A 21,539-nucleotide genomic window follows, 5' to 3' on the forward strand; every position below is an offset into this window, starting at 1 on the left:
CCTACAACAAATAAGACTCGTTTGCCTACCAATAAAAAAGCACTCAAATATCAGTTATATAGCAGAATATAAAAGTTTAGATAGGAGGCAAAACTCACCCATAATACATAAGGAACAAACAAAAGAGTACTTAACCGTCGAATAGGATATACACTAAGAGCATAGTAGATAATAACAATCTCGAGTAAAACAATATTAACTAATCCAGCAATGGGACTTTGAAAATAAAAGAATGAAATACTCCATGTAAAGTTTAAGAATAATTGAAGAAGAAATATCTTTACGAAATATTTCTTCTTGCGACTATTCGAATTCATAATCAGCCCTATAGATATCCCCATCAGCACATACAAAACACTCCACGCTACAGGAAATACAACATTAGGAGGAGTTAAATCTGGTTTATTTAAATAAGGATACCAATTACTAATAGCATCTGCTTGAAAACAGCTTCCGATGAACCCAACAAAGAAACAAATGAGAATTGGAATAAGAATCTGTAGTTTTTTCTTCATATCAAACACTAATATCAAATATTGTTATGTTTTTACAACCGCACATTTTAGATTGGAAACCATCGTTAATTGAATACCCTAAATAATAAAAAGTCTGCGATTTTATTCTGTCTCTTGTAGAACATAAAACCCTACATAAGTGTTCGTTTTATAAAGAATTAGTTATGAATATATTTATCACAGGAGGAACCGGGCTAATAGGAAGCAAACTCATCCCTGATCTTTTACTGGAAGGTCATACAGTTACCGCTTTGAGCCGAGATATAAAAAAAGCAGAAGCTATATTAGGCAGTCGTATAAAATATTATGACTCGCTTGAAAAACTCACTTCATTGGATGGATATGATGCCGTAATAAATTTGGCTGGAGAACCAATTGCCACTAAACAATGGACAGCCATTCAAAAACAGCGTCTTTGCCAAAGCCGTTGGCAAGTAACCAAAAAGCTATCTCAATTAATCAAAGCAGGAGAAAATCCTCCACAAATATTTATATCCGGATCAGCCATTGGTTATTATGGCAATAAAGAAGATACTATCATTACAGAAGATACAGAACCACATGAAGAATTCACAAACAAGCTTTGCAAGTCGTGGGAAGCTTTCGCTAGGGAGGCTAAAAGTGATAAAACCCGAGTATGTCTTTTACGAACAGGAATTGTACTATCAACAGAAGGAGGTATGTTAGCCAAGATATTACCAATCTTCAAACTTGGAGCAGGCAGTATACTTGGAAGCGGAAATCAATATATCTCGTGGGTACACATCAAAGACGTAGTCTCCATTATAAAATACATATTAGTAACACCCCAAATTGAAGGAGCTATAAACATGACTGCCCCTACACCTGTTACCAATAAAGAGTTTTCTAAAAGGTTAGCCGATACACTACATAGACCTTGCTTATTTAAAGTTCCGGCAGCAATTATATCTTTATTTATGGGAGAAGCATCAACCCTTCTTTTGGATGGGCAAAGAGCTATCCCCAAAAAACTAGAAGAAAACGAATATCAGTTTAAATTCAGAGACATCAACAGCACTCTTATAGATATACTTAAAAATTAACGAATAAAAAAGCCCCGAACAAATATTTATTCGGGGCTTTAACATTGGTCACAAACCTTTGTTTATATTGTACTTAAATATTGTCAGACTATAAAAAAAAGTCTAAAACCTTAATTATACATTTTCTCTCTCAAAGCTTTTATTTCAGGAGAAACAATATAATCATCATAATCCATACGCTTATCAATCGCTCCGCTAGGAGTAAGCTCTATGATACGATTACATACTGTTTGTATAAATTCGTGGTCATGAGAAGACATTAATACATTTCCTTTAAATTGCTTCAATGTATTATTGAAAGCTTGAATAGACTCAAGATCTAGGTGATTTGTTGGAGAATCAAGCACAAGGCAGTTTGCGTTTTTCATCATCATACGAGCTATCATACAACGCATTTTCTCGCCTCCAGAAAGCACCTTTGCACTCTTCAAAACCTCTTCACCCGAGAATAACATTCTACCTAAGAATCCTTTCAGATATATCTCACTTGTGTCGTCCGAAAACTGACCTAACCAATCTACTAGATTCTGATCTATTTTGAAATATTCTGAGTTATCCAATGGAAGATATGCCTCCGTGATGGTTTGTCCCCATTCGAAAGTTCCTTGTGCGGGAGTATCATATCCATTTATAATTTCAAAAAAAGCAGTCATTGCTCTTGGGTCTTTCGACAAGAAAACAATATGATCACCTTTTTCAACATTAAAACTTATATTATCAAAAAGGTTTACACCTTCAATAGACTTACTAAGACCATTAACTTCCAAAATTTTATTTCCCGGTTCACGATCAGGAGTAAATATAATTCCCGGATATTTTCTCGATGATGGCTTAATTTCCTCAATATTAAGTTTCTCTATCATTTTCTTACGACTGGTAGTTTGTTTCGACTTAGCAACGTTAGCACTAAATCGACGAATAAACTCTTCCAACTCTTTTTTCTTCTCCTCAGCTTTCTTGTTTTGTTGAGCTTGCTGACGTGAAGCTAATTGGCTTGACTCGTACCAGAAACTATAGTTACCTGCATACATATTGATCTTACCAAAATCAATATCAACAGTATGTGTACAAACCGAATCTAAAAAGTGACGGTCGTGAGATACGACCAATACCGTATTTTCAAAATTAGCAAGATACTGCTCCAACCACATAACTGTCTCGATATCCAAGTCATTGGTAGGCTCATCCAGTAGTAGATTATCAGGATTTCCGAATAGAGCACGAGCAAGTAAGATTCTTACTTTTTGCTTTCCACTCATATCCCTCATCATTTGCTGATGAAATTCATCTTTGATACCCAAACCACTCAACAAACTGGCAACATCGTTTTCGGCATTCCATCCTTCGAGTTCAGCAAATCGCTCTTCCAACTCAGATGCTCTGATACCATCAGCATCCGTGAAATCTTCTTTTGCATACAATGCATCCTTTTCTTTCATTATCTCCGAAAGAATACTATGTCCTTGCAGCACTGTATCCATAACGGTTTGATCGTCGTAAGCAAAGTGATCCTGAGACAGAACCGACATACGCTCATTAGGAGCTAAAGAAAAAGACCCGTGAGTCGCATCCTTTTCTCCACTCAATATTTTCAAGAAAGTAGATTTACCTGCACCATTGGCTCCAATGATACCATAACAATTGCCCGGTGTAAACTTTAAGTTCACATCCTGAAACAAAACTCTCTTCCCAAACTGGATTCCTAAATTAGAAACTGTAATCATATTAAATTCAAAATGGTGAGCAGCAGATTAATGTTACTCACCAAGTTATATATTATTTTAATTTAACTTCGGGTACTTAAAGTGCCTTTATGACAACTGATCGTTGAACCTGAGGAGTTACTTTTACATACTTCTTTTGCCCCTGGCTCTTCACTTCAATATCTAGCGTTCTTGGAGGATTAGCTCCCGACACGTATTTATTGAAGGCGTAAAGATAGCTAAAACATGGCGTATATAAGCTTTCTTTCTTAAATAATTCTGCTACCTCTGCATATCTATTGACACTCCAATACATACAATCAGGGAAGCCATTAGCATCTATAAAGCGTGTTTTTGGATCTCTAAGAGGCATTGACTCTACAATAAAGCGTCTATATCCCTTTTCCAAATCACTACTAGAATAATTAAACTTAATTTTTCCGACTTTCATGATACGATCACCTGGACGAATTCCAGCTTGAGCAGCAGGCGAATTAGCATCCACATCTGTAATCATTGAGATATCTTTAGAATCAAAATTCAAACCGGTGTAATTAAATCCCTTTTTACTCACCACATATTTAGCTGTATTTTTAGCTGACGAGTATGGGTATTGCATCATCAATAAAGGCGCATGCATTCTGGCATACTCCTGAATATCATAATCCTCAGTAAGGAATTCTCTTGAACGACAATCCCAGATTTGAGTCATTTTTTCTTTATTGATATATTTTCTATCAAAGAAACGAACCCCTAACTCCAATATGTATTGTCCTTTAGCCTCAGCATTTGTATCATCAGCAGACAGAATAGGCAACTTCACCATTTCTTTGGTTTCAGTATCATATCTCCACGTATACAAACTTTTGCTCTTACTAGTTGCATTATACTTCAAATTAGGCTGATATGTATAATAAGTCTGAACAATAATATCAGGATCTTGAGAGCTTCTTACCAAACCTCTACTGATTAATGCTTGTTCTATCTGACTATTTATATAATAATCAACATCTGGCATCGAAGTATCCTCCTTAAGAAAATCAAAAGTATGATAGTCCGAAAAATCAACATTCGTATTTGGCTCTACTTTTAAGGGAAGAGAAAATGAACGCTCGTTTGTATCTTCAAAACTATAAAACGCATAAGCATCTGCTAAATGAAACTCACTAAGAGCATTTACACTTTTGCAATCGCGTTGTATTTCGTATTCCTTAAAATAAGTATCTACATTTCTAATCGTTAATCTTATATCGGATGTGGTAGCATCAAACAACCATGAAGCTATAGTAGGATAGTTTCTCAAATAAGTGGCAGCACCATTTACTTCCATTATTACATCGCCTACCTGTACGCCTGCTTTAGATGCAGGAGAAAATGGCTCAACAGAAAGAACTACAGGCTCTCCATATCCCCAGCTTGCATTATTACTAATTTCGAAAGTGATCCCAAAGTCACACAATCTACCTTTCGACTGAGCATTCGCGCCCAAAATCACAGTAGAAATAAAAAATAAGATGAGACTAATTTTCTTCATTTATCGTTAAATTATATTCGTATAAACCTAATTAATTCTGACTAGTGTTAAAAGTAAGGGTGTCTAAATAATCTGCAAAGATAAGTTATTCATTCTATTAGTAAATACTAATCTTAATAATATTTATTTAATTCTCCTATATTTATTTTATTTCCTACTTTTGTAAGAGTATAATAAATCAATTACTTAATCAGTATTTATATGTTTTCAGGAATAGTAGAAGAAGCTGCAAAAGTAGTAGCTGTGCGTAAAGAAAGCGAGAATCTCCATTTAACAGTTCGCTGCTCTTTTGTCAAAGAATTGAAGATTGACCAAAGTATAGCTCACAATGGGGTGTGTCTTACAGTTGTAGATCTTACCGAAGACACATACACCGTAACTGCAATTAAAGAAACGTTAGAGAGATCAAACCTAGGTCTTCTCAAAATAAATGATAAAGTAAACCTCGAAAGAAGTATGCTTATGAATGGTAGACTGGATGGACACATCGTACAAGGTCATGTTGATCAGACTGCACGCTGCACTAAAATAGAAGAAGCTGATGGAAGTTGGTATTTCACATTCGAGTATGATTACGATAAGGAAATGGCTAAAAAGGGTTACTTAACAGTAGACAAAGGATCTGCTACAGTAAACGGCGTAAGCCTTACAGTTTTCAATACAACTGATAATTCATTTCAAGTAGCAATTATTCCCTATACATACGAGCACACAAATTTTCACCAATTTGAGGTTGGAAGTATCGTAAATTTAGAGTTTGACATTATAGGAAAATATATCAGCAGGATAACAGCTATAAAATAATGGTTATCAACACCTTAAGAAAGTCAAGAATTAAGATTCAAGCTTAACAGATCAAACATAAACAACAACTAGTTCCTCTCAAGTAGGATTACTAAAAAATAGAATTATAGCCAAATTTATCACAGAATAAATCGTGGCTTAAAAGAAAAGAAAGGACTCGTCTTCAAGACAGTCCTTTTTTTCTTTGGAAAAACATCAAAATATCGCGTATTCTTAAAAAAACCACTCCACAAACGACTAAAACAAGAGATAATAAAACATTTTTTATACTTTTACGATAAATTCACAGCAAAACAAACACCCAACAATCAAGCATGGCGATATCATCAGAAAGTAAATCAAACAACAATCTTCTATTTTATTATATAATAATAGCACTGACTCTAGGCGTAATAGTAGGACAGTGCGTACACAGTTTCTGTTCTTTAAAAACTATCGTTTTAGTTTCGGAAAACATCAAACTGCTTGGCACTATATTCATACGTCTGATACAAATGATTGTTGCTCCTTTAGTTTTCTGTACAATTATTGTTGGTATTTCGAAGATGGGAGACATGAAAATGGTAGGTCGCGTAGGCGGAAAAGCCATGCTTTGGTTTATATCTGCTTCACTTATATCTCTTACCATCGGCTTGGTGTGGATAAATATATTAAGACCGGGAGACACAGCAACTCTTGATCTTAGTAATACAGCAAATGCTACTGATCTTATAGCAAATAGCCAGAAATTGACTTTGGCAGAGTTCGTAAATCACGTTATACCAAAGAGTTTATTTGAAGCTTTAGCACACAACGAAATACTTCAAATTTTGGTATTCGCCGTTATATTCGGAGTGGCACTAGCTTCTTTCGGTGAAAAAGGTGCACCCGTAACCAAAGTTCTCGATATAATATCTCACGTTATCCTAAAAATAGTTGGCTACATTATGTGGATCGCCCCTATTGCTGTATTCGGAACTATTACCGCTGCCGTAAGCTCTCATGGATTATCCATATTTAAATTATACGCCCACTTCCTACTAGCTTTCGTTATCGGAATGATATCACTATGGATTGTATTGATATTGATAGGCTACTTTATTTTAGGCAAAAGAGTATTTGCTTTAATCAAAGCAATCAAGAGTCCTTTACTTATCGCTTTTTCAACAACAAGTAGCGAAGCTGTATTCCCAAAACTTATTGATGAACTGGAAAAATTTGGATGCAATCCTAAGATAGTATCGTTTATACTACCCTTAGGATATTCATTCAATTTGGATGGAAGCATGATGTATATGACTTTTGCCAGTATATTTATAGCACAATTATATGGAGTTGAGATGGACTTATCAACTCAGATAATAATGCTTCTCGTTTTGATGCTTACAAGTAAAGGTATAGCTGGAGTTCCGCGAGCATCTTTAATAATTATTGTAGCAACATGTGCAATGTTTGGCATCCCACCCGAAGGTGTAGCACTTCTTATACCTATTGATCACTTTTGCGATATGGCTCGCAGTATGACAAATGTATTAGGGAACGGTCTTGCCACAACCGTAGTCAGCAAATGGGAAAAAGGACTGGACCCTCAAAGCTCCTAAAACTATTCAATAGCTAACAATATTATTACAGTTTTCTAACCTTTACCTATATGCAGATAATAATTAAGATTGCTACCTTTGCCAACTCATTATTATAAGCATAGTATTTTATATACGACACTTAATTAAAAGAAAGAACAAGAAATAGATCTACCATTTTAAAACCATATCTTTTATGAATATTCTATTATTGGGAAGCGGAGGACGCGAACATGCTTTGGCTTGGAAAATATTGCAAAGTCCTAAAATCGACAAACTATATGTTGCCCCCGGAAATGCAGGTATTGGACAAATTGCCGAAACCTTGAATATTTCGCCGACTGATTTTACCTCTGTGAAAGCCGAAGTTATTGACAAAAAGATTGATATGGTAATAGTAGGTCCCGAAGATCCATTGGTAAAAGGAATCTACGATTTTTTCATCAACGATCAAGATATCAAACATATTCCTGTTATAGGACCATCTAAACTTGGTGCAGAGCTTGAAGGCAGCAAAGATTTTGCTAAACGCTTTATGATGCGCCACAATATACCAACAGCTCGTTACAAAAGTTTCACCGCTGAAAACTTAAACGACGCTTATACTTTCCTCGAAGAACTAAAAGCACCTTATGTACTTAAGGCCGACGGACTAGCAGCAGGAAAGGGTGTTCTTATCATCAATGATTTAGAGGAAGCTAAAGCTGAACTAAAAGCCATGTTGGGAGGAATGTTTGGCGCAGCAAGTAACACTGTTGTTATAGAAGAATTTCTTTCAGGTATAGAATGCTCTGTATTTGTGCTCACTGATGGAAAATCATATAAAATACTACCTGTAGCTAAAGATTATAAAAGAATAGGAGAAGGAGACACCGGTCCTAATACCGGAGGTATGGGAGCTGTATCGCCTGTTTCTTTTGCTGACGCAACCTTTATGAAAAAGGTTGAAGAACGTATAATAATACCTACAGTAAAAGGATTACAAAGCGACAACATTATATACAAAGGATTCATATTTATCGGCTTGATCGAAGTACAAGGCGAACCTATGGTTATTGAATACAATGTAAGAATGGGAGATCCAGAAACCGAGGTAGTAATGCTACGCATACAATCGGACTTTGTAGACTTGCTTGAAGGTGTTGCTAAAGAAACGCTAGACTCTAAAAATCTTGAAATAGATAGTCGCTATGCAACAACAGTTATGGTTGTTTCAGGAGGTTATCCAGGAGATTATGAAAAAGGAAAAGCTATTTCAGGATTAGCATCTATTGAGGACAGTATTGTTTTTCATGCAGGAACTACTAATGCAAACAATTCAATAGTAACAAACGGAGGACGCGTAATTGCCATAAGTTCATACGGAAACAGTAAAGACGAAGCTCTAAGCAAGTCATTTGCAAATGCTGACAAGATTGATTTTGAAGGTAAATATTACAGAAAAGATATAGGTTTCGACCTGCAATAAAAAATTCAACAGTTATTTCTAACTAAAAAAGACAGGGAGAAATAACTGTTACTTTCAATAATTGCCAAGTATAAAAAGGTATTGAACCTCAGAAAGTAAAATCAGATCCCTATCATTAATGGATGCAATAAGACAATATAAAAAAAGCATCGTTGAGAATAAAAACCTAGTTTTATTTTCAATACTATTAACACTCCTTATACGGTTTGTTATCTTTTACTTTTCAAAGGACATTACTAGTAATGATAGTATTGGAGCAGGTTATCTTTGGGATGGAATTTCGTCGTTACTCCTATCCAACAAATCCATTTCCTTTATAATCAGCACATTTTTTGTATTCGCCATATCATTCTATGCATCACAATTAAACTCGAAACATGGATTAATCAGAAATCGGACCTACCTTTTATATGTATTTGGTAGCCTTATTTTCAGTTCCCATCCCGTATTTATATACATGACTCATTATTATGTCTCAGCACTTGCATTTCTTATATGCATAGACATACTTTTCAGTTCTTATCAAGATAAAACAGGAGCTAAAAATGCCTATGCTATCGGATTTATATTAGGCATAAGCAGTCTTTTCTCTTTCTATGTATTGATGTATTTGCCTTTATTCTTGATAGGCTTCAGAATGATGCGTATTTTTAATTTCAAAACATTTATTATTTCATTATTAGGTATAACAACAATATATTGGCTATCCTTTGCCTTTTTCTTTTGGCAAAATAATGTTGCAGGATTTTTAAATCCTTTCGAACATTTATACCCAATATTAAATAATGCGCTGGAAAGCACATCATTTTCAGGAGAAAGTTTATTAACTGCAATAGCTTTAATTCTTCTGATCATTATATCTCTAGATTATCAAACCAATTCTTTTCGAGACAAAATAAGAATCAGGGCTAATATTCAATTTTTACACCTAGCCTCTTTATTCTCTATTCTTACATTTTTCTTTATCATCTACGATCCGACACTCAATTTATATATGCTCTCATGTAGTATTTCAATCTTGCTGGCTCATTTTTTCACGTTAGTGGAGCAGAAATGGAAGGTTATCACCTTCTATATTTTGATATTAGTATACTTTTCATGCTGCTTTCTCAATTTGCTGAAATAAGTAATAAAGAGTATATTAGTGCATTGACTCGTATTTTCTGAGCAAAAAAACATCATTATTGGAAAATTATTCCTTATTTCGCAGTTTAAAACAATTTTTATCGAAATATTCGACCCATTTATGCAACTTTCATTCACGGCTCAACAAATTGCTGATTTTCTGAAGGGAACAATCGAAGGCGACCCCAATATTCAAGTTAGTAATTTTTCTAAAATAGAAGAAGGAAAACCTGGCTCATTATCATTTTTGGCCAATCCGAAATACACCAATTATATATATTCAACTGACGCAAGTATCGTTTTAGTTAACAATGACTTTGTTGCTGAGAAACCCGTAAAGGCTACTCTTATCAGAGTATTTAATGCATACGCAGGTTTGGCAATGCTTTTGGATATGGTCGAGAAATCGAAGCCCAAAAAGAAAGGTATCGAACCTATGAGCTTTATTGCTGATAGTGTAAAACTGGGTAGTGATGTATATGTAGGGGCTTTTGCATATATTGCTGAAAAGGCAACTATAGGTGACAACACACTTGTACACCCTCAAGTATATATAGGAGAAGGTTGCACAATAGGTGAAAACACAATACTATATCCGGGAGTAAAAATATATCCGGGATGTAAAATAGGGAATAATTGTATCATTCATTCAGGAGCAGTGATCGGATCCGATGGATTTGGTTTTGCACCCGAAGGAGACATATATAAGAAAATACCACAAATGGGCATCGTTATCATTGAAGACGATGTTGAGATAGGTGCAAATACAACCATAGACAGAGCTGTGATGGATGCAACCATTATTCGGCACGGAGTGAAACTTGACAATCTTATTCAGGTAGCTCACAATGTCGAAGTGGGAGCTAATACAGTTATGGCTGCTCAGGTAGGCATATCGGGCTCTACTAAAGTTGGAGAGCATTGTATGATTGGCGGACAAGTAGGTCTGGGAGGACATATAACCATCGGCAACAATGCCAACATTGGTGCACAAGCAGGTATTATAAGCAATATCAAAGAAAATGCTCAAATACTTGGATCACCTGCTATTCCAGTGAAAGACTTTTTCAGATCAAGCATTGTATTTCCTAAGCTTCCTGACATGTATCGTCAGTTAGCTCAATTAGAAAAAGAAATACAACAATTAAAAGACGAACAAAATAAACAATCTAAATAAAAAGCATCCTCTAAGATGTTATATATGAGGAATTAAAATGGAGAAACAAAAAACACTAAAAGAGAGTTTTTCTTTACAGGGAAAAGGATTACACACAGGGTTACCTATTACTATTAAATTTAATCCTGCTCCGGAAAATCACGGATACAAGATCAAAAGAATAGATCTTGAAGGCGAACCTGTAATAGATGCTCTTGCCGAAAATGTAGGTGGAACACAGAGAGGTACTGTTCTTATAAAAGGCGGAGTTCAAGTAAGCACTGTAGAACATGCAATGTCTGCTTTATATGCTTTGAACGTTGATAATTGCCTAATAGAAGTAGATGCTCCCGAATTTCCAATTCTTGACGGAAGTGCTATACAATATGTTCAGGCGATAAAAAAAGTAGGATTGGTAGAACAAGAAGCCGATCGCGATTTTTATATCGTTCGCAGAAAAATGGAAATTTGTGATGAGGAAACTGGTTCTAAGCTAATTCTGCTTCCTGATGAAAATTTCTGCATTAATTCGTTTATTGAATTCGAATCAACATACATACCTAATCAATCGGCATCTCTTGATGATATGAATGATTTTGAGAAAGAAATAGCAAGTGCTAGAACTTTTGTTTTTGTAAGAGATATTCAACAATTACTAGAAGCCGGTCTTATTAAAGGTGGTGATCTGGATAATGCCATCGTAATATACGAACGCCAGATATCACAAGAGGCTTTAGATAAGCTAGGCGATCTACTTGGAGTAGCACATAAAGATGCTTCTGAATTGGGATACATCAACAATAAACCAATTCAATCGCCAAACGAACCTGCTCGTCATAAATTATTAGATATTATTGGCGATATGGCTCTGATTGGCAAGCCAATTAAAGGACGTGTGATTGCAACACGCCCAGGTCATAGGATCAACAACCAGATGGCACGTGCTATCCGTAAACAGATTAAGCTAAACGATGTACAACCTCCGGTTTATGATGTAACTAAAGAGCCAGTTCTTGACATCAACAAAATAAAGGAACTACTACCCCACCGATATCCATTTTTAATGGTTGATAAAATCATCGAAATAGGACAGCAACATATAGTGGGTGTAAAAAATATAACAACCAATGAACCCTTCTTTCAAGGACACTTTCCTCAGGAGCCTGTAATGCCCGGAGTATTGCAAATTGAAGCAATGGCACAAATTGGAGGTGTATTAGTTCTGGCTAGAGTAGATGAGCCTGAAAGATATTCAACTTATTTTCTAAAAATAGATAACGTAAAATTCCGTCAAAAGGTAGTACCTGGTGACACCCTGATTTTCAGACTAGACTTTACATCTGAAATCAGACGAGGTATTGCAAACATGAAGGGTTATGCTTTTGTTGGGGAAAAAGTAGTTTCAGAAGCTGAATTTACTGCCCAAATCGTAAAAAATAAATAATTTAAAATTTGATCCATGTCAAATATCTCGTCTAATGCATTCATACACCCAAATGCCCAAATAGGCAAAAATGTAACCATAGAGCCATTTGCTTATATTGATGACAATACGGTGATTGGGGACGGCACATATATTATGTCGAATGCAAACATCAGATCTGGAGCTCGTATCGGTGAAAATTGTACAATTTATCCCGGTGCAGTGGTATCAGGAATACCTCAAGATTTAAAATTTCACGGTGAAGATTCTATTGCTGTTATTGGCAACAATACAACAGTGAGAGAATGCGTTACAATAAGCAGAGGAACCGACTCAAAAGGAAAAACTATTGTAGGAGACAACTGTTTACTTATGGCTTATAGTCATGTTGCACACGATTGTGTTCTACAAAACAATATCATAATAGGAAATGCAACCCAGCTTGCTGGAGAAGTTGAAATAGATGATTTTGCAATATTAAGCGGAGGTGTTTTAGTACATCAATTCACTCGTATTGGAAAACATGTAATGATACAAGGCGGAACACGATTAGGAAAGGATATTCCTCCCTACATAATTGCAGGTCGCGACCCTGTCGCTTATGCAGGTATTAATCTTGTAGGATTACGCCGTAGAGGTTTTACTAATGAGCAAATCAATCAGATTCAAGAGATCTATCGCCTGATTTATCAATCGGGATACAACTTCTCTGATGCGACTGCTAAAATTGAGCAGGAATTAGAAAAGACAGCCGAATCTCAATTAATCGTAGAGTTCATCAAAAACTCACCACGAGGTATTGTTAGAGGCTATCTATAAAAAAGACATTTAATTCTCAGAATAAATAAGCCCTCGGAAATAATATTTCCGAGGGCTTATTATATATCTACTTATCATTTAAAAGAATACATATATCCTTTGTTATGCTACAACTATTAAAAAGAGACAGTCCTTAATATCTTAATATAACTCTCTCGCCTAACACCTTTGCTAAAGTCTTCTTTATGCCATCAAGTTCTTTTAATTGCTGCATGAGTACCACAGAACCATCAAAATCACCTGCTTTCTGCGCATGTTTCATTTTCTCCTTGATCGTTCTCATTTGATGAGTGATAAAAGCGTCTTTCAACTCTGTAAGAACTCGAGGGACTGACGTCTCTAAATGTTTTTCCTCAGCCATAGGAGTTTCCTCCTTTTTAACGTCGCCATACTGCTTTGTATGCACTTTGCTTAACTCATATCGATCCTCTAATAAATTTGCCGTTAAACGGCTTATCTCTTGCTTAGGATGAGCCAAGAAGTAACGGGCAGGTACAAAGCTTTGATCTTCCATCATACTGACAGCTTCTTCCAGAATTTCTTTATACAATGTATTTTGAAACCACAGACCATCTCGTTCTAAATCAAACTTAATATATTCTAATACTGTTATATTCTCGTGAGCTTCTTCTCCTTCTTCTAACTCTCTCTGAATCATTTGCAGAGTACCGAATCGGACAACATAATATAGAATAGCCAATTCAAATTTATCGAAAGGTGACTTTGCCACTATTTGCGGTTGAAATTCCTCTGGAATATTTAATGGAGGAAAATCATCTGGATTAGGCTGAAAATTATTTTGTTGTGATTGAAACTGGGGTTGTTTTTGCCCTTCTTTCTCTAGATAAGCCAATCGTTTTTTATTGATTTCATCAATCAAAACCCTCTCATCGACACCTAATAACACACTACAATCGCGTGTGTATACGGAGCGAATAATTCCATCGGGAATAATGGAAATACTATTTACAATATCAGATATCAGCGAAGCTCTTTTTATAGGATCTTCTCCCGCATCATCCAATAAAAGTTGTGTTTTGAAACGAATAAAGTCTACTTCATGCTGCCTGATATAGGAAGTAAACGATTCTGCATTTTGCTTTTGAGAGAAGGAGTCAGGGTCTTCACCATTCGGTAGAAGAACCACCTTTATATTCATCCCATCCTCCAACAATAAGTCAATACCTCTTAATGCTGCTTTTATACCAGCTGCATCACCATCATAAATAACGGTTATATTCGTTGTAAAACGATGTATGAGTTTTATCTGCCCAATAGTCAAAGCTGTGCCCGAAGACGAAACAACATTCTCTATACCCGCCTGATGCATCGAAATAACATCCGTGTAACCTTCTACAAGAAAACAACAATCGGCTTTCGAGATAGCTTGTTTGGCAAAATAGATCCCATATAACTGATCACTCTTGTGATAAATATCACTTTCAGGCGAATTTACATATTTACCTGTGTTCTCTGCCTTTTTGAGAATACGTCCTCCAAAGGCAACCACTTTTCCCGAAAGTGTATGTACAGGGAACATAACGCGACCACGAAAGCGATCAACCACATAGTTATCGCCTTCGATAGTCAATCCCGTTCTTACCAGATAATCTTTATTAAAACCATTCTTTAAGGCATCTTGAGTTAAAGCATCTCTTTGCTCAAGACTATATCCTAGTTGAAATTTCTTAATAATATCGTCTCTGAATCCTCGTTCTCTGAAATAACTTAATCCAACAGTTTTTCCTTCACTATGCTGATGAAGTGTATTTACAAAATAAGTGCGTGCATACTCGTTTAGGATGAAGAGACTCTCCCGTTCATTATAAGCATTTTTTTGCTCTTCTGTTAGTTCTTTCTCCTGTATCTCGATGTTATACTTTTTTGCCAGATAACGAAGAGCTTCGTAATACGAAAGTTGCTCGTGCTTCATTATAAAATGCACGGCACTTCCTCCCTCTCCACACGCAAAACATTTACATATATTTTTGGAGGGAGAAACATAAAAAGAAGGTGTTTTATCGGAGTGAAACGGGCACAATCCGACAAAATTTATTCCTTTTTTCTTAAGCGTAACAAATTCTGCAACAACATCTTCAATGCGTGCAGCTTCCATTATCCTATCTATCGTAAGTTGATCTATCATCTTTTTTCCTCCAAGGAACGAAGTTACACAATAAACTTCAATAATAAAGTTAAGGGCTCAGACCTTTTTCATGGATTACTGTAGGGGCGAACGTATGTGCTCACCCAACAGAGCAGACACGTAGGTCTGCTGTACGACACGAAAATAAAAAAGCACCTCAATTGCTTGAAGTGCTTTTTTATGAAGTGGGAAAAGATTAAGCGCGAGCCACTCTCTTTTCTTTAATTCTTGCTTTTTTACCTGTAAGAGCACGTAGGTAATATAGTTTCGCTCTACGAACTTTACCAACTTTGTTTACAGTGATACTGTCGATAAATGGAGACTCTAGCGGAAAGATACGTTCTACTCCAATATTGTCTGACATTTTACGCACAGTAAAGCGTTTTTTAGTGCCGTGTCCACCAATTTTGATAACAACACCACGATACTGTTGTACACGCTCTTTGTTACCCTCTTTGATACGATATGCTATAGTTACAGTATCTCCACTTTTAAATTGAGGATGTTCTTTACCTGTAGCAAATGCATCTTGTGCAATCTTCATTAAATCCATGACTATTATAGCTTTATATTGTAAAACAATACGCAATATTCACGAGTTTGTCTCGTCAGAGATTGCGCAAAGCGGATGCAAAAATATAAACAATTATCGTAACTGACAAGTACCCACGCATTTTTAAGCAAATTCATTTACTTAATTGCCGATATTATTAATTTACGATCTTAATACTTGAAACTACTTCCGCCCATAAATTCTCTCAGCAACGATGTAGGAGGCATCTCCGAATCATTTATATAGCTGAAATAACTCAAAAACTTAAGCAGACGACTTGCTTCTGAAAACTCAGCAGCCGTTTTAGGAACCTGAATAAGAATAGGTTCGGCATATTTACGCAATGCAGCCAACTCATACATAATTGCAGAATTGAACATTACATCCGCATTTTCCTGATAAGGGAAAATCCATTTTTCTTCACCACGTCTTACACTATCCCATCTTGAGATGGTATCAATAGCCGAATAGTTTCGGTAATTAAAATCTCTCACCAATCGTCTGATTAAACGATTGTCGGTAGTAGATATCCAGTTATGATCATCTAATGATATGGTGGTTAGAGCCGAAACATATATCAAAAACTTCTTACTGTCATCTATTTGTTTGGTAAGCTCAGGGTTTAGTCCGTGAATACCCTCTATTATAATAACATTATGTTCGTCTATTTGTAGCTCATGTCCATTATATTCGCGTTGTCCTGTTGTAAAATTATAGGTTGGCAAAGAAACTTTTTCACCTTTCAACAGACGCGACATATCATCATTGAATTGCTCCAAATCGAGAGCATACAACGATTCATAGTCATAATCTCCATTCTCATCCTTTGGAGTATCTGCACGATTTACAAAATAGTCATCCAACGAAATACCGACAGGTTTTATAAGATTCACCATCAATTGTACTTCAAGGCGTTTCCTGAAAGTCGTTTTTCCTGATGAAGAAGGACCCGAAACCATCACAATGCGAACTCCTTTCTTAAAACGACCGGCAATTTTCTCAGCAATATCACCAATAGATCTCTCCTGAAGAGCCTCGGCAACTTTCACCACATCCGACATATTTCCGTTCTTATTCGCCTTATTTAGGTCAGATACATTTTCCAACCCGAGTATATTCAAGAACCTTAAATGTTCTGAATAAACTTGTTGCATCTTAGGTTGCTCAATACGAGGTTCTAATTCGATAGGGTTATTTCTATTGGGAACACGTAACAAAAACCCATTAAGGTATGGTTCAATATCATACAAGTTTATATATCCACTCGAAGGAACTAAATACCCATAGAAATAATCAAAATAATCTCCTAAGCGGTAGTATTTCGAATAAACCGAATCTGATGCTTCCAGCAATGCTGCTTTATCTTCAAACCCACGTTCTCTGAAAAGTTCTACAACTTTGTCTTTCTCATCTTCTAATGCCACAAAGGGAATATCCTCTTTAATGAGCTCATCCATTACAGCCTTTATCTTATTGATATCCTTTTCAGTAAGCTTGTCTTTGCCATCTACTCGTCCATAATATCCTTTAGAGATAGGATGTTCTATTCGCATTCTGGCATTAGGAAAGACTTCCGAGATGGCTTTTGCTAATATAAAGCACAACGAACGCACATACGTTCTCATTCCCGAAGACTCACTAATATCAACAAACTCGATATGCTTAGGTTGATACAACCTGTAATCTAGTGATTCTGTCTTATTATTAACCTTACAATTAACTATCAGATAAGGCTTTTCTATTTTCAACAATTTCTGAGCCTCTGCTAAAGTAATACCTAAAGGCAAATAATGATGTTGATTGTCATTCTTGCAGAATACTTGAAAAATTTGATTCATATATTTTCATTTTAAGGTCTCAGACCTATTTGTTATCCATTCAGGTACTAAATATTAATAGCTATAGATAGCTCTAAGATATATCTTTAGATACTTTCTCTCAATTAATAAAAGTAAAGTTAACAATTATAATTTATCCTTCATAATAAGTGTTCCTTTCCTCTGCAAAATAAGATTTCTACTACTGAATCTATTGATATCTACAAGATACCCTTCAGTCTACGTCCTCCTCAGATATCCACTCATCGTCAAATGTATTACGCCATGCTTTCCAGCCATATTGCAAGAAGTATATTTCATTTACAGATGGATCTATTTTTGTAATTTCTTCGAGACAAACCAATTTAGCATCATTACTATTAGGTTCTTCGGAGCTATGAAATTGCCAATCTCCATCCTCATTATGATAAACATATAATATTGGCTCACCTTCCAGAACTTGCCTAGTTGTATATACTCCCAAGTTACGTTTTTCCTGAAACTTAAAATCTACATTCCTATCTAACAATGGCTGAAGCCTACTACATTTAGGTTCAAAATCATCATTCCACGGATATTTACTCTGTTTATCAGGCCAAATCAATTGTAATACAGGAAAATCAACTCCATAATCGTAAAACCAGCTCGCATAACCCAAATAGTCAGGATAGAAGGCTTTATCAACTTCGAGAAACTGAATATCATACCCTTTAAGAAAACCTTTATAAGACAAGTTTGGTTTTAAGATATGCCCTTGCTTAACTAAAGATTTTGCATGATTCAGTAAAAAGCCCAATAAGTCAATGGATAGACCAAAACAAATAATCTCAGGGTGATTATATTTCTCGTATAATCCGATAGTATATGCAAAAGCAGGAAGATAATTATCAGATTCAATCAAAGCAATGTGACAACCAAATTCTTCGATATTGTTCAATATAGTTTGCTTTGCAAGGGCATCATGTTCTTGATGTTCATCGCTCATCATCTGAATTATTTTCTTCGTTTACTGAAATTAGGATTATAACTTTTTGTCTTATTAACCGTATTGCCCCCTATTCCTGCAGGATATAACTTATTGAGTAAATCCTCTCTCTTCATCCCCTTTAACGATTTTATGATCTGAGGTTTGTAATCGTTGTTATACCAGAAGAAAAATTGCCGTTGAGCCAACTTCTCATCCTTAGTTTTTGGAGTAAATACTTTTTCAAGAGTATAAGGATGATAACCTGTATAATATATCTCAGTAGCCAAAGTCATGGGCGAAGGGGTAAAGTCCTGTACTTGTTCCAGATTGAAACCCAGAGGCTTTGTGGTTACAGCTAATTCCGCCATTTCGATTTCGGTACATCCGGGATGCGACGATATGAAATAAGGAATCATCTGCTGTTTCATGCCATAATCGTCATTCACTTTATCAAATATCTTCTTAAAAGCATAAAACTGACTGAAACTTGGTTTGCGCATAAAATTGAGAACGGTATCAGAAGTATGTTCGGGTGCTACTTTAAGACGTCCTGAAACGTGATTCTTAATGAGTTCATGAGCATACTCTTCAGAGACTTTATTCAGTTTATCATCATCCGAACGGTGAAGAAGCATATCATATCTAACGCCACTTCCAACAAACGATTTCTTGATTTTTGGGAGTGCATCTACCGATTTATATATATCCAATAACGCAGAGTGATCTACATTCAGATTCTTGCATATCTTAGGATGAATACATGACGGGCGTTTGCATTTACCACAAATTGACTCATCTTTACCGCGCATGGCATACATATTTGCTGAAGGTCCTCCCAGGTCACTTAGATATCCCTTAAAATCGGGCATCTCGGTAATCTGCTTTACTTCTTTAAGTATCGAATTTTTAGATCGAGAAGCTACAAACTTACCTTGATGGGCAGATATTGTACAGAAAGCACATCCGCCAAAACATCCACGGTGCATATTTACCGAGAACTTGATCATCTCGAACGCAGGGATAGTCTTCTCTTTGTATTTAGGATGTGGCAATCGGGTATAAGGCAAATCAAAAGATGCATCAATCTCGTTCTCCTTCATCGGAGGATAGGGTTGATTGATAATCACATATTCGTTTCCGCATTGTTGTATTATCCGAGAAGCATTCATCATATTCGATTGCTCTTCTACAACTTTAAAGTTCTTTGCCTGCTTCAATTTATCCTTCAAGCAATCTTCGTGAGGAAAAAGAACAGTATCTTTCTCTTCTTCATTATAAGCATCCGTCAAATAAACCGTCTGTCTAATATCCTTCAAATCGGGAATTGATTGTCCCTCTCTCAATCGCTTTACTATTTCTCGAAGAGGTTGTTCTCCCATACCATACACCAAAACATCGGCTTTGGCATCAAACAATATCGATTTACGAAGCACATCGTCCCAATAATCATAATGGGTTACTCTACGCAACGAAGCCTCTATTCCTCCAAGAACAACAGGCACATCAGGATATAATTCTTTTAGGATATTTGTATAAACAATTGATGGTCTATCTGGGCGCATACCCGATTTACTATCAGGGGTATATGCATCATCCGAACGTAAACGTTTATTTGCTGTATAATGATTTATCATTGAATCCATAGCACCAGCCGTAACACCAAAAAACAAACGAGGTTTTCCTAGTTTCTTGAAATCACGTAAATCGTCACGCCAATTAGGCTGCGGTACTATAGCAACTTTTAATCCCTCACTTTCTAATATTCGGCCGATAACAGCAGCACCAAAAGCAGGATGATCCACATAGGCATCACCCGAGAAGAGAATAACATCTAACTCCTCCCATCCTCTCAATTCTACTTCTTTTTTGGTTGTCGGCAACCAATCTGTCAATCTGTATTCTTTCATTTGGGTACAAAAATACACCTTTTTACTCTATTTGCAGAAAACTAGGTAGTTAATAAATATAGTAGAACTACTAGGCAGCTTACAAAACTCCAATAAAAAAAGCTTCTAAAATAGAAGCTTTTCATTATTTATATCTAAAAAGGCTGATAGTAAAACAACAATCAGCCTAAAAGTGTCTTAGAAATAAACTGCAGCAGTAGCAGACCAAGTTCTGTCTTTTACCTTGTAGTTTCCATCACTTTCTTTATAATTGTCTGTCATGGCTAAGCCATAATTAACACCAATTTGTAAGAATTTGAAAAACTCTACACCTCCACCAAAATTCAGTCCGGCTCCAAAGCTTTGTGCTTTCCATTGATCATCTACATCATTCGAAATCGCAGAAAATTTATCATCACCTGATACTTTGAAACTAATATAAGGTCCTGCATTCACAAAAGGTGTAACTGTTTTCGAAACAGGAAATTTCACCCTCACATTGACAGGCATATCTATATAGCCATTTTTATTTCTGTCACCTCCTCTGAATTTCATTCCTCTTTCCGAGTATAAAAGTCCACCTTCAAGACCATATCTTCCCTTAATCATCCATTCCAAAGATGCTCCAAGTTGAAAACCTGTTACATTTTTATCAACAAATTGATTTACACCATCATTACCCGAGATAGATACTCCCGAAAGATTTACTCCTCCTTTTGCTCCAAAACGAAGTTGAGAATGAGCTGATAATGCAAATACACTTAGACAAACAAACACGAAAAAACCTTTTTTCATAAATAGTTAGTTGTTTATTAAAATCTTTAAAAGCAATTATAAAATATCTATTTCTTATAATTGCGGCTGCAAGTATATTACATTTTCTTAGTTCTGACAATAGGCACTTTCACTTTTATTAAATACAAAAATTTCAATGATCAATAATTCTGCTACTTTTGTATTAATCAATTTGCCGTATAAGAATAACTATAGGGTACTTACA

At 35.8% G+C, this 21,539-nt stretch carries 17 protein-coding genes; 7 read left to right on the forward strand and 10 right to left on the reverse strand.

Translation table 11 applies throughout. The annotated features are described in order from the left end of the window. Positions 1-50: 50 nt before the first annotated feature. Positions 51-515, reverse strand: coding sequence for a TspO/MBR family protein (locus tag IR022_RS09445; protein ID WP_194203515.1), 465 nt, complete (start codon positions 513-515; stop codon positions 51-53). Positions 516-679: 164 nt separating this feature from the next. Between IR022_RS09445 and IR022_RS09450 the strand changes: the two genes are divergently transcribed. Beyond that, positions 680-1,579: a TIGR01777 family oxidoreductase gene (locus IR022_RS09450; RefSeq protein WP_194203516.1), complete on the forward strand. Its 900-nt coding sequence runs from the start codon at positions 680-682 to the stop codon at positions 1,577-1,579. Between the two features lie 110 nt (positions 1,580-1,689). On the opposite strand, the gene IR022_RS09455 is transcribed toward IR022_RS09450, so the two are convergent. After that, positions 1,690-3,303 (reverse strand): ABC-F family ATP-binding cassette domain-containing protein, encoded by a 1,614-nt coding sequence (locus IR022_RS09455; protein ID WP_194203517.1) that lies wholly within the window; start codon positions 3,301-3,303, stop codon positions 1,690-1,692. Positions 3,304-3,379: 76 nt separating this feature from the next. Beyond that, positions 3,380-4,816, reverse strand: a complete 1,437-nt coding sequence (locus tag IR022_RS09460; RefSeq protein WP_050711273.1) for a PDZ domain-containing protein — start codon at positions 4,814-4,816, stop codon at positions 3,380-3,382. A 201-nt stretch (positions 4,817-5,017) separates the two neighbouring features. Here IR022_RS09460 and IR022_RS09465 point away from each other — a divergent pair, with 201 nt between their 5' ends. The 3 genes from IR022_RS09465 to purD all read left to right on the forward strand — a co-directional run bounded on the left by IR022_RS09465 (position 5,018) and on the right by purD (position 8,647). Next, positions 5,018-5,620, forward strand: coding sequence for a riboflavin synthase (locus IR022_RS09465; RefSeq protein WP_194203518.1), 603 nt, complete (start codon positions 5,018-5,020; stop codon positions 5,618-5,620). 314 nt (positions 5,621-5,934) lie between these two features. Continuing rightward, the gene (locus IR022_RS09470; RefSeq protein ID WP_194203519.1) at positions 5,935-7,200 is read left to right on the forward strand and encodes a dicarboxylate/amino acid:cation symporter; all 1,266 of its coding nucleotides are present in this window, start codon (positions 5,935-5,937) and stop codon (positions 7,198-7,200) included. Between the two features lie 175 nt (positions 7,201-7,375). Beyond that, positions 7,376-8,647 carry a phosphoribosylamine--glycine ligase gene (purD, locus tag IR022_RS09475; RefSeq protein ID WP_194203520.1) on the forward strand — a complete coding sequence of 424 codons (1,272 nt, stop codon included), beginning with the start codon at positions 7,376-7,378 and terminating at the stop codon, positions 8,645-8,647. A 594-nt stretch (positions 8,648-9,241) separates the two neighbouring features. On the opposite strand, the gene IR022_RS09480 is transcribed toward purD, so the two are convergent. Further along, positions 9,242-9,502: a hypothetical protein gene (locus IR022_RS09480; protein WP_194203521.1), complete on the reverse strand. Its 261-nt coding sequence runs from the start codon at positions 9,500-9,502 to the stop codon at positions 9,242-9,244. Positions 9,503-9,893: 391 nt separating this feature from the next. On the opposite strand from IR022_RS09480, the gene lpxD reads away from it, so the two are divergent. Genes lpxD through lpxA form a run of 3 tightly spaced genes read left to right on the forward strand, consistent with a single transcriptional unit; the run spans position 9,894 to position 13,170 of the window. Continuing rightward, positions 9,894-10,949: a UDP-3-O-(3-hydroxymyristoyl)glucosamine N-acyltransferase gene (gene lpxD / locus IR022_RS09485; protein WP_194203522.1), complete on the forward strand. Its 1,056-nt coding sequence runs from the start codon at positions 9,894-9,896 to the stop codon at positions 10,947-10,949. Positions 10,950-10,986: 37 nt separating this feature from the next. After that, positions 10,987-12,372, forward strand: a complete 1,386-nt coding sequence (locus tag IR022_RS09490) for a bifunctional UDP-3-O-[3-hydroxymyristoyl] N-acetylglucosamine deacetylase/3-hydroxyacyl-ACP dehydratase (protein ID WP_050708243.1) — start codon at positions 10,987-10,989, stop codon at positions 12,370-12,372. 15 nt (positions 12,373-12,387) lie between these two features. After that, positions 12,388-13,170 (forward strand): acyl-ACP--UDP-N-acetylglucosamine O-acyltransferase, encoded by a 783-nt coding sequence (gene lpxA, locus IR022_RS09495; RefSeq protein ID WP_194203523.1) that lies wholly within the window; start codon positions 12,388-12,390, stop codon positions 13,168-13,170. Positions 13,171-13,303: 133 nt separating this feature from the next. On the opposite strand, the gene dnaG is transcribed toward lpxA, so the two are convergent. The 6 genes from dnaG to IR022_RS09525 form a co-directional block, all read right to left on the reverse strand. Beyond that, positions 13,304-15,316 carry a DNA primase gene (gene dnaG, locus IR022_RS09500; protein ID WP_194203524.1) on the reverse strand — a complete coding sequence of 671 codons (2,013 nt, stop codon included), beginning with the start codon at positions 15,314-15,316 and terminating at the stop codon, positions 13,304-13,306. 196 nt (positions 15,317-15,512) lie between these two features. Continuing rightward, positions 15,513-15,869 carry a 50S ribosomal protein L19 gene (gene rplS, locus IR022_RS09505; protein WP_050708240.1) on the reverse strand — a complete coding sequence of 119 codons (357 nt, stop codon included), beginning with the start codon at positions 15,867-15,869 and terminating at the stop codon, positions 15,513-15,515. Between the two features lie 170 nt (positions 15,870-16,039). Then, positions 16,040-17,707: a nucleoside kinase gene (locus IR022_RS09510; protein ID WP_050708239.1), complete on the reverse strand. Its 1,668-nt coding sequence runs from the start codon at positions 17,705-17,707 to the stop codon at positions 16,040-16,042. 214 nt (positions 17,708-17,921) lie between these two features. Continuing rightward, positions 17,922-18,674, reverse strand: coding sequence for a DUF4262 domain-containing protein (locus tag IR022_RS09515; protein ID WP_082204025.1), 753 nt, complete (start codon positions 18,672-18,674; stop codon positions 17,922-17,924). Between the two features lie 5 nt (positions 18,675-18,679). Then, positions 18,680-20,560 carry a YgiQ family radical SAM protein gene (locus IR022_RS09520; protein WP_194203525.1) on the reverse strand — a complete coding sequence of 627 codons (1,881 nt, stop codon included), beginning with the start codon at positions 20,558-20,560 and terminating at the stop codon, positions 18,680-18,682. A 177-nt stretch (positions 20,561-20,737) separates the two neighbouring features. After that, positions 20,738-21,334 carry a porin family protein gene (locus IR022_RS09525; protein ID WP_194203526.1) on the reverse strand — a complete coding sequence of 199 codons (597 nt, stop codon included), beginning with the start codon at positions 21,332-21,334 and terminating at the stop codon, positions 20,738-20,740. Between the last annotated feature and the right edge of the window lie 205 nt (positions 21,335-21,539).

The sequence above is a fragment of the Dysgonomonas sp. GY617 genome (assembly GCF_015233815.1).
Taxonomy (GTDB): domain Bacteria; phylum Bacteroidota; class Bacteroidia; order Bacteroidales; family Dysgonomonadaceae; genus Dysgonomonas_A.

Bases quoted from the DNA above. Each gene is read 5' to 3' on its own strand.
- IR022_RS09445 (WP_194203515.1), bottom strand. From the start codon at position 515: ATGAAGAAAAAACTACAGATTCTTATTCCAATTCTCATTTGTTTCTTT.
- IR022_RS09450 (WP_194203516.1), top strand. From the start codon at position 680: ATGAATATATTTATCACAGGAGGAACCGGGCTAATAGGAAGCAAACTC.
- IR022_RS09455 (WP_194203517.1), bottom strand. From the start codon at position 3,303: ATGATTACAGTTTCTAATTTAGGAATCCAGTTTGGGAAGAGAGTTTTG.
- IR022_RS09460 (WP_050711273.1), bottom strand. From the start codon at position 4,816: ATGAAGAAAATTAGTCTCATCTTATTTTTTATTTCTACTGTGATTTTG.
- IR022_RS09465 (WP_194203518.1), top strand. From the start codon at position 5,018: ATGTTTTCAGGAATAGTAGAAGAAGCTGCAAAAGTAGTAGCTGTGCGT.
- IR022_RS09470 (WP_194203519.1), top strand. From the start codon at position 5,935: ATGGCGATATCATCAGAAAGTAAATCAAACAACAATCTTCTATTTTAT.
- purD (WP_194203520.1), top strand. From the start codon at position 7,376: ATGAATATTCTATTATTGGGAAGCGGAGGACGCGAACATGCTTTGGCT.
- IR022_RS09480 (WP_194203521.1), bottom strand. From the start codon at position 9,502: ATGATCAGAAGAATTAAAGCTATTGCAGTTAATAAACTTTCTCCTGAA.
- lpxD (WP_194203522.1), top strand. From the start codon at position 9,894: ATGCAACTTTCATTCACGGCTCAACAAATTGCTGATTTTCTGAAGGGA.
- IR022_RS09490 (WP_050708243.1), top strand. From the start codon at position 10,987: ATGGAGAAACAAAAAACACTAAAAGAGAGTTTTTCTTTACAGGGAAAA.
- lpxA (WP_194203523.1), top strand. From the start codon at position 12,388: ATGTCAAATATCTCGTCTAATGCATTCATACACCCAAATGCCCAAATA.
- dnaG (WP_194203524.1), bottom strand. From the start codon at position 15,316: ATGATAGATCAACTTACGATAGATAGGATAATGGAAGCTGCACGCATT.
- rplS (WP_050708240.1), bottom strand. From the start codon at position 15,869: ATGGATTTAATGAAGATTGCACAAGATGCATTTGCTACAGGTAAAGAA.
- IR022_RS09510 (WP_050708239.1), bottom strand. From the start codon at position 17,707: ATGAATCAAATTTTTCAAGTATTCTGCAAGAATGACAATCAACATCAT.
- IR022_RS09515 (WP_082204025.1), bottom strand. From the start codon at position 18,674: ATGATGAGCGATGAACATCAAGAACATGATGCCCTTGCAAAGCAAACT.
- IR022_RS09520 (WP_194203525.1), bottom strand. From the start codon at position 20,560: ATGAAAGAATACAGATTGACAGATTGGTTGCCGACAACCAAAAAAGAA.
- IR022_RS09525 (WP_194203526.1), bottom strand. From the start codon at position 21,334: ATGAAAAAAGGTTTTTTCGTGTTTGTTTGTCTAAGTGTATTTGCATTA.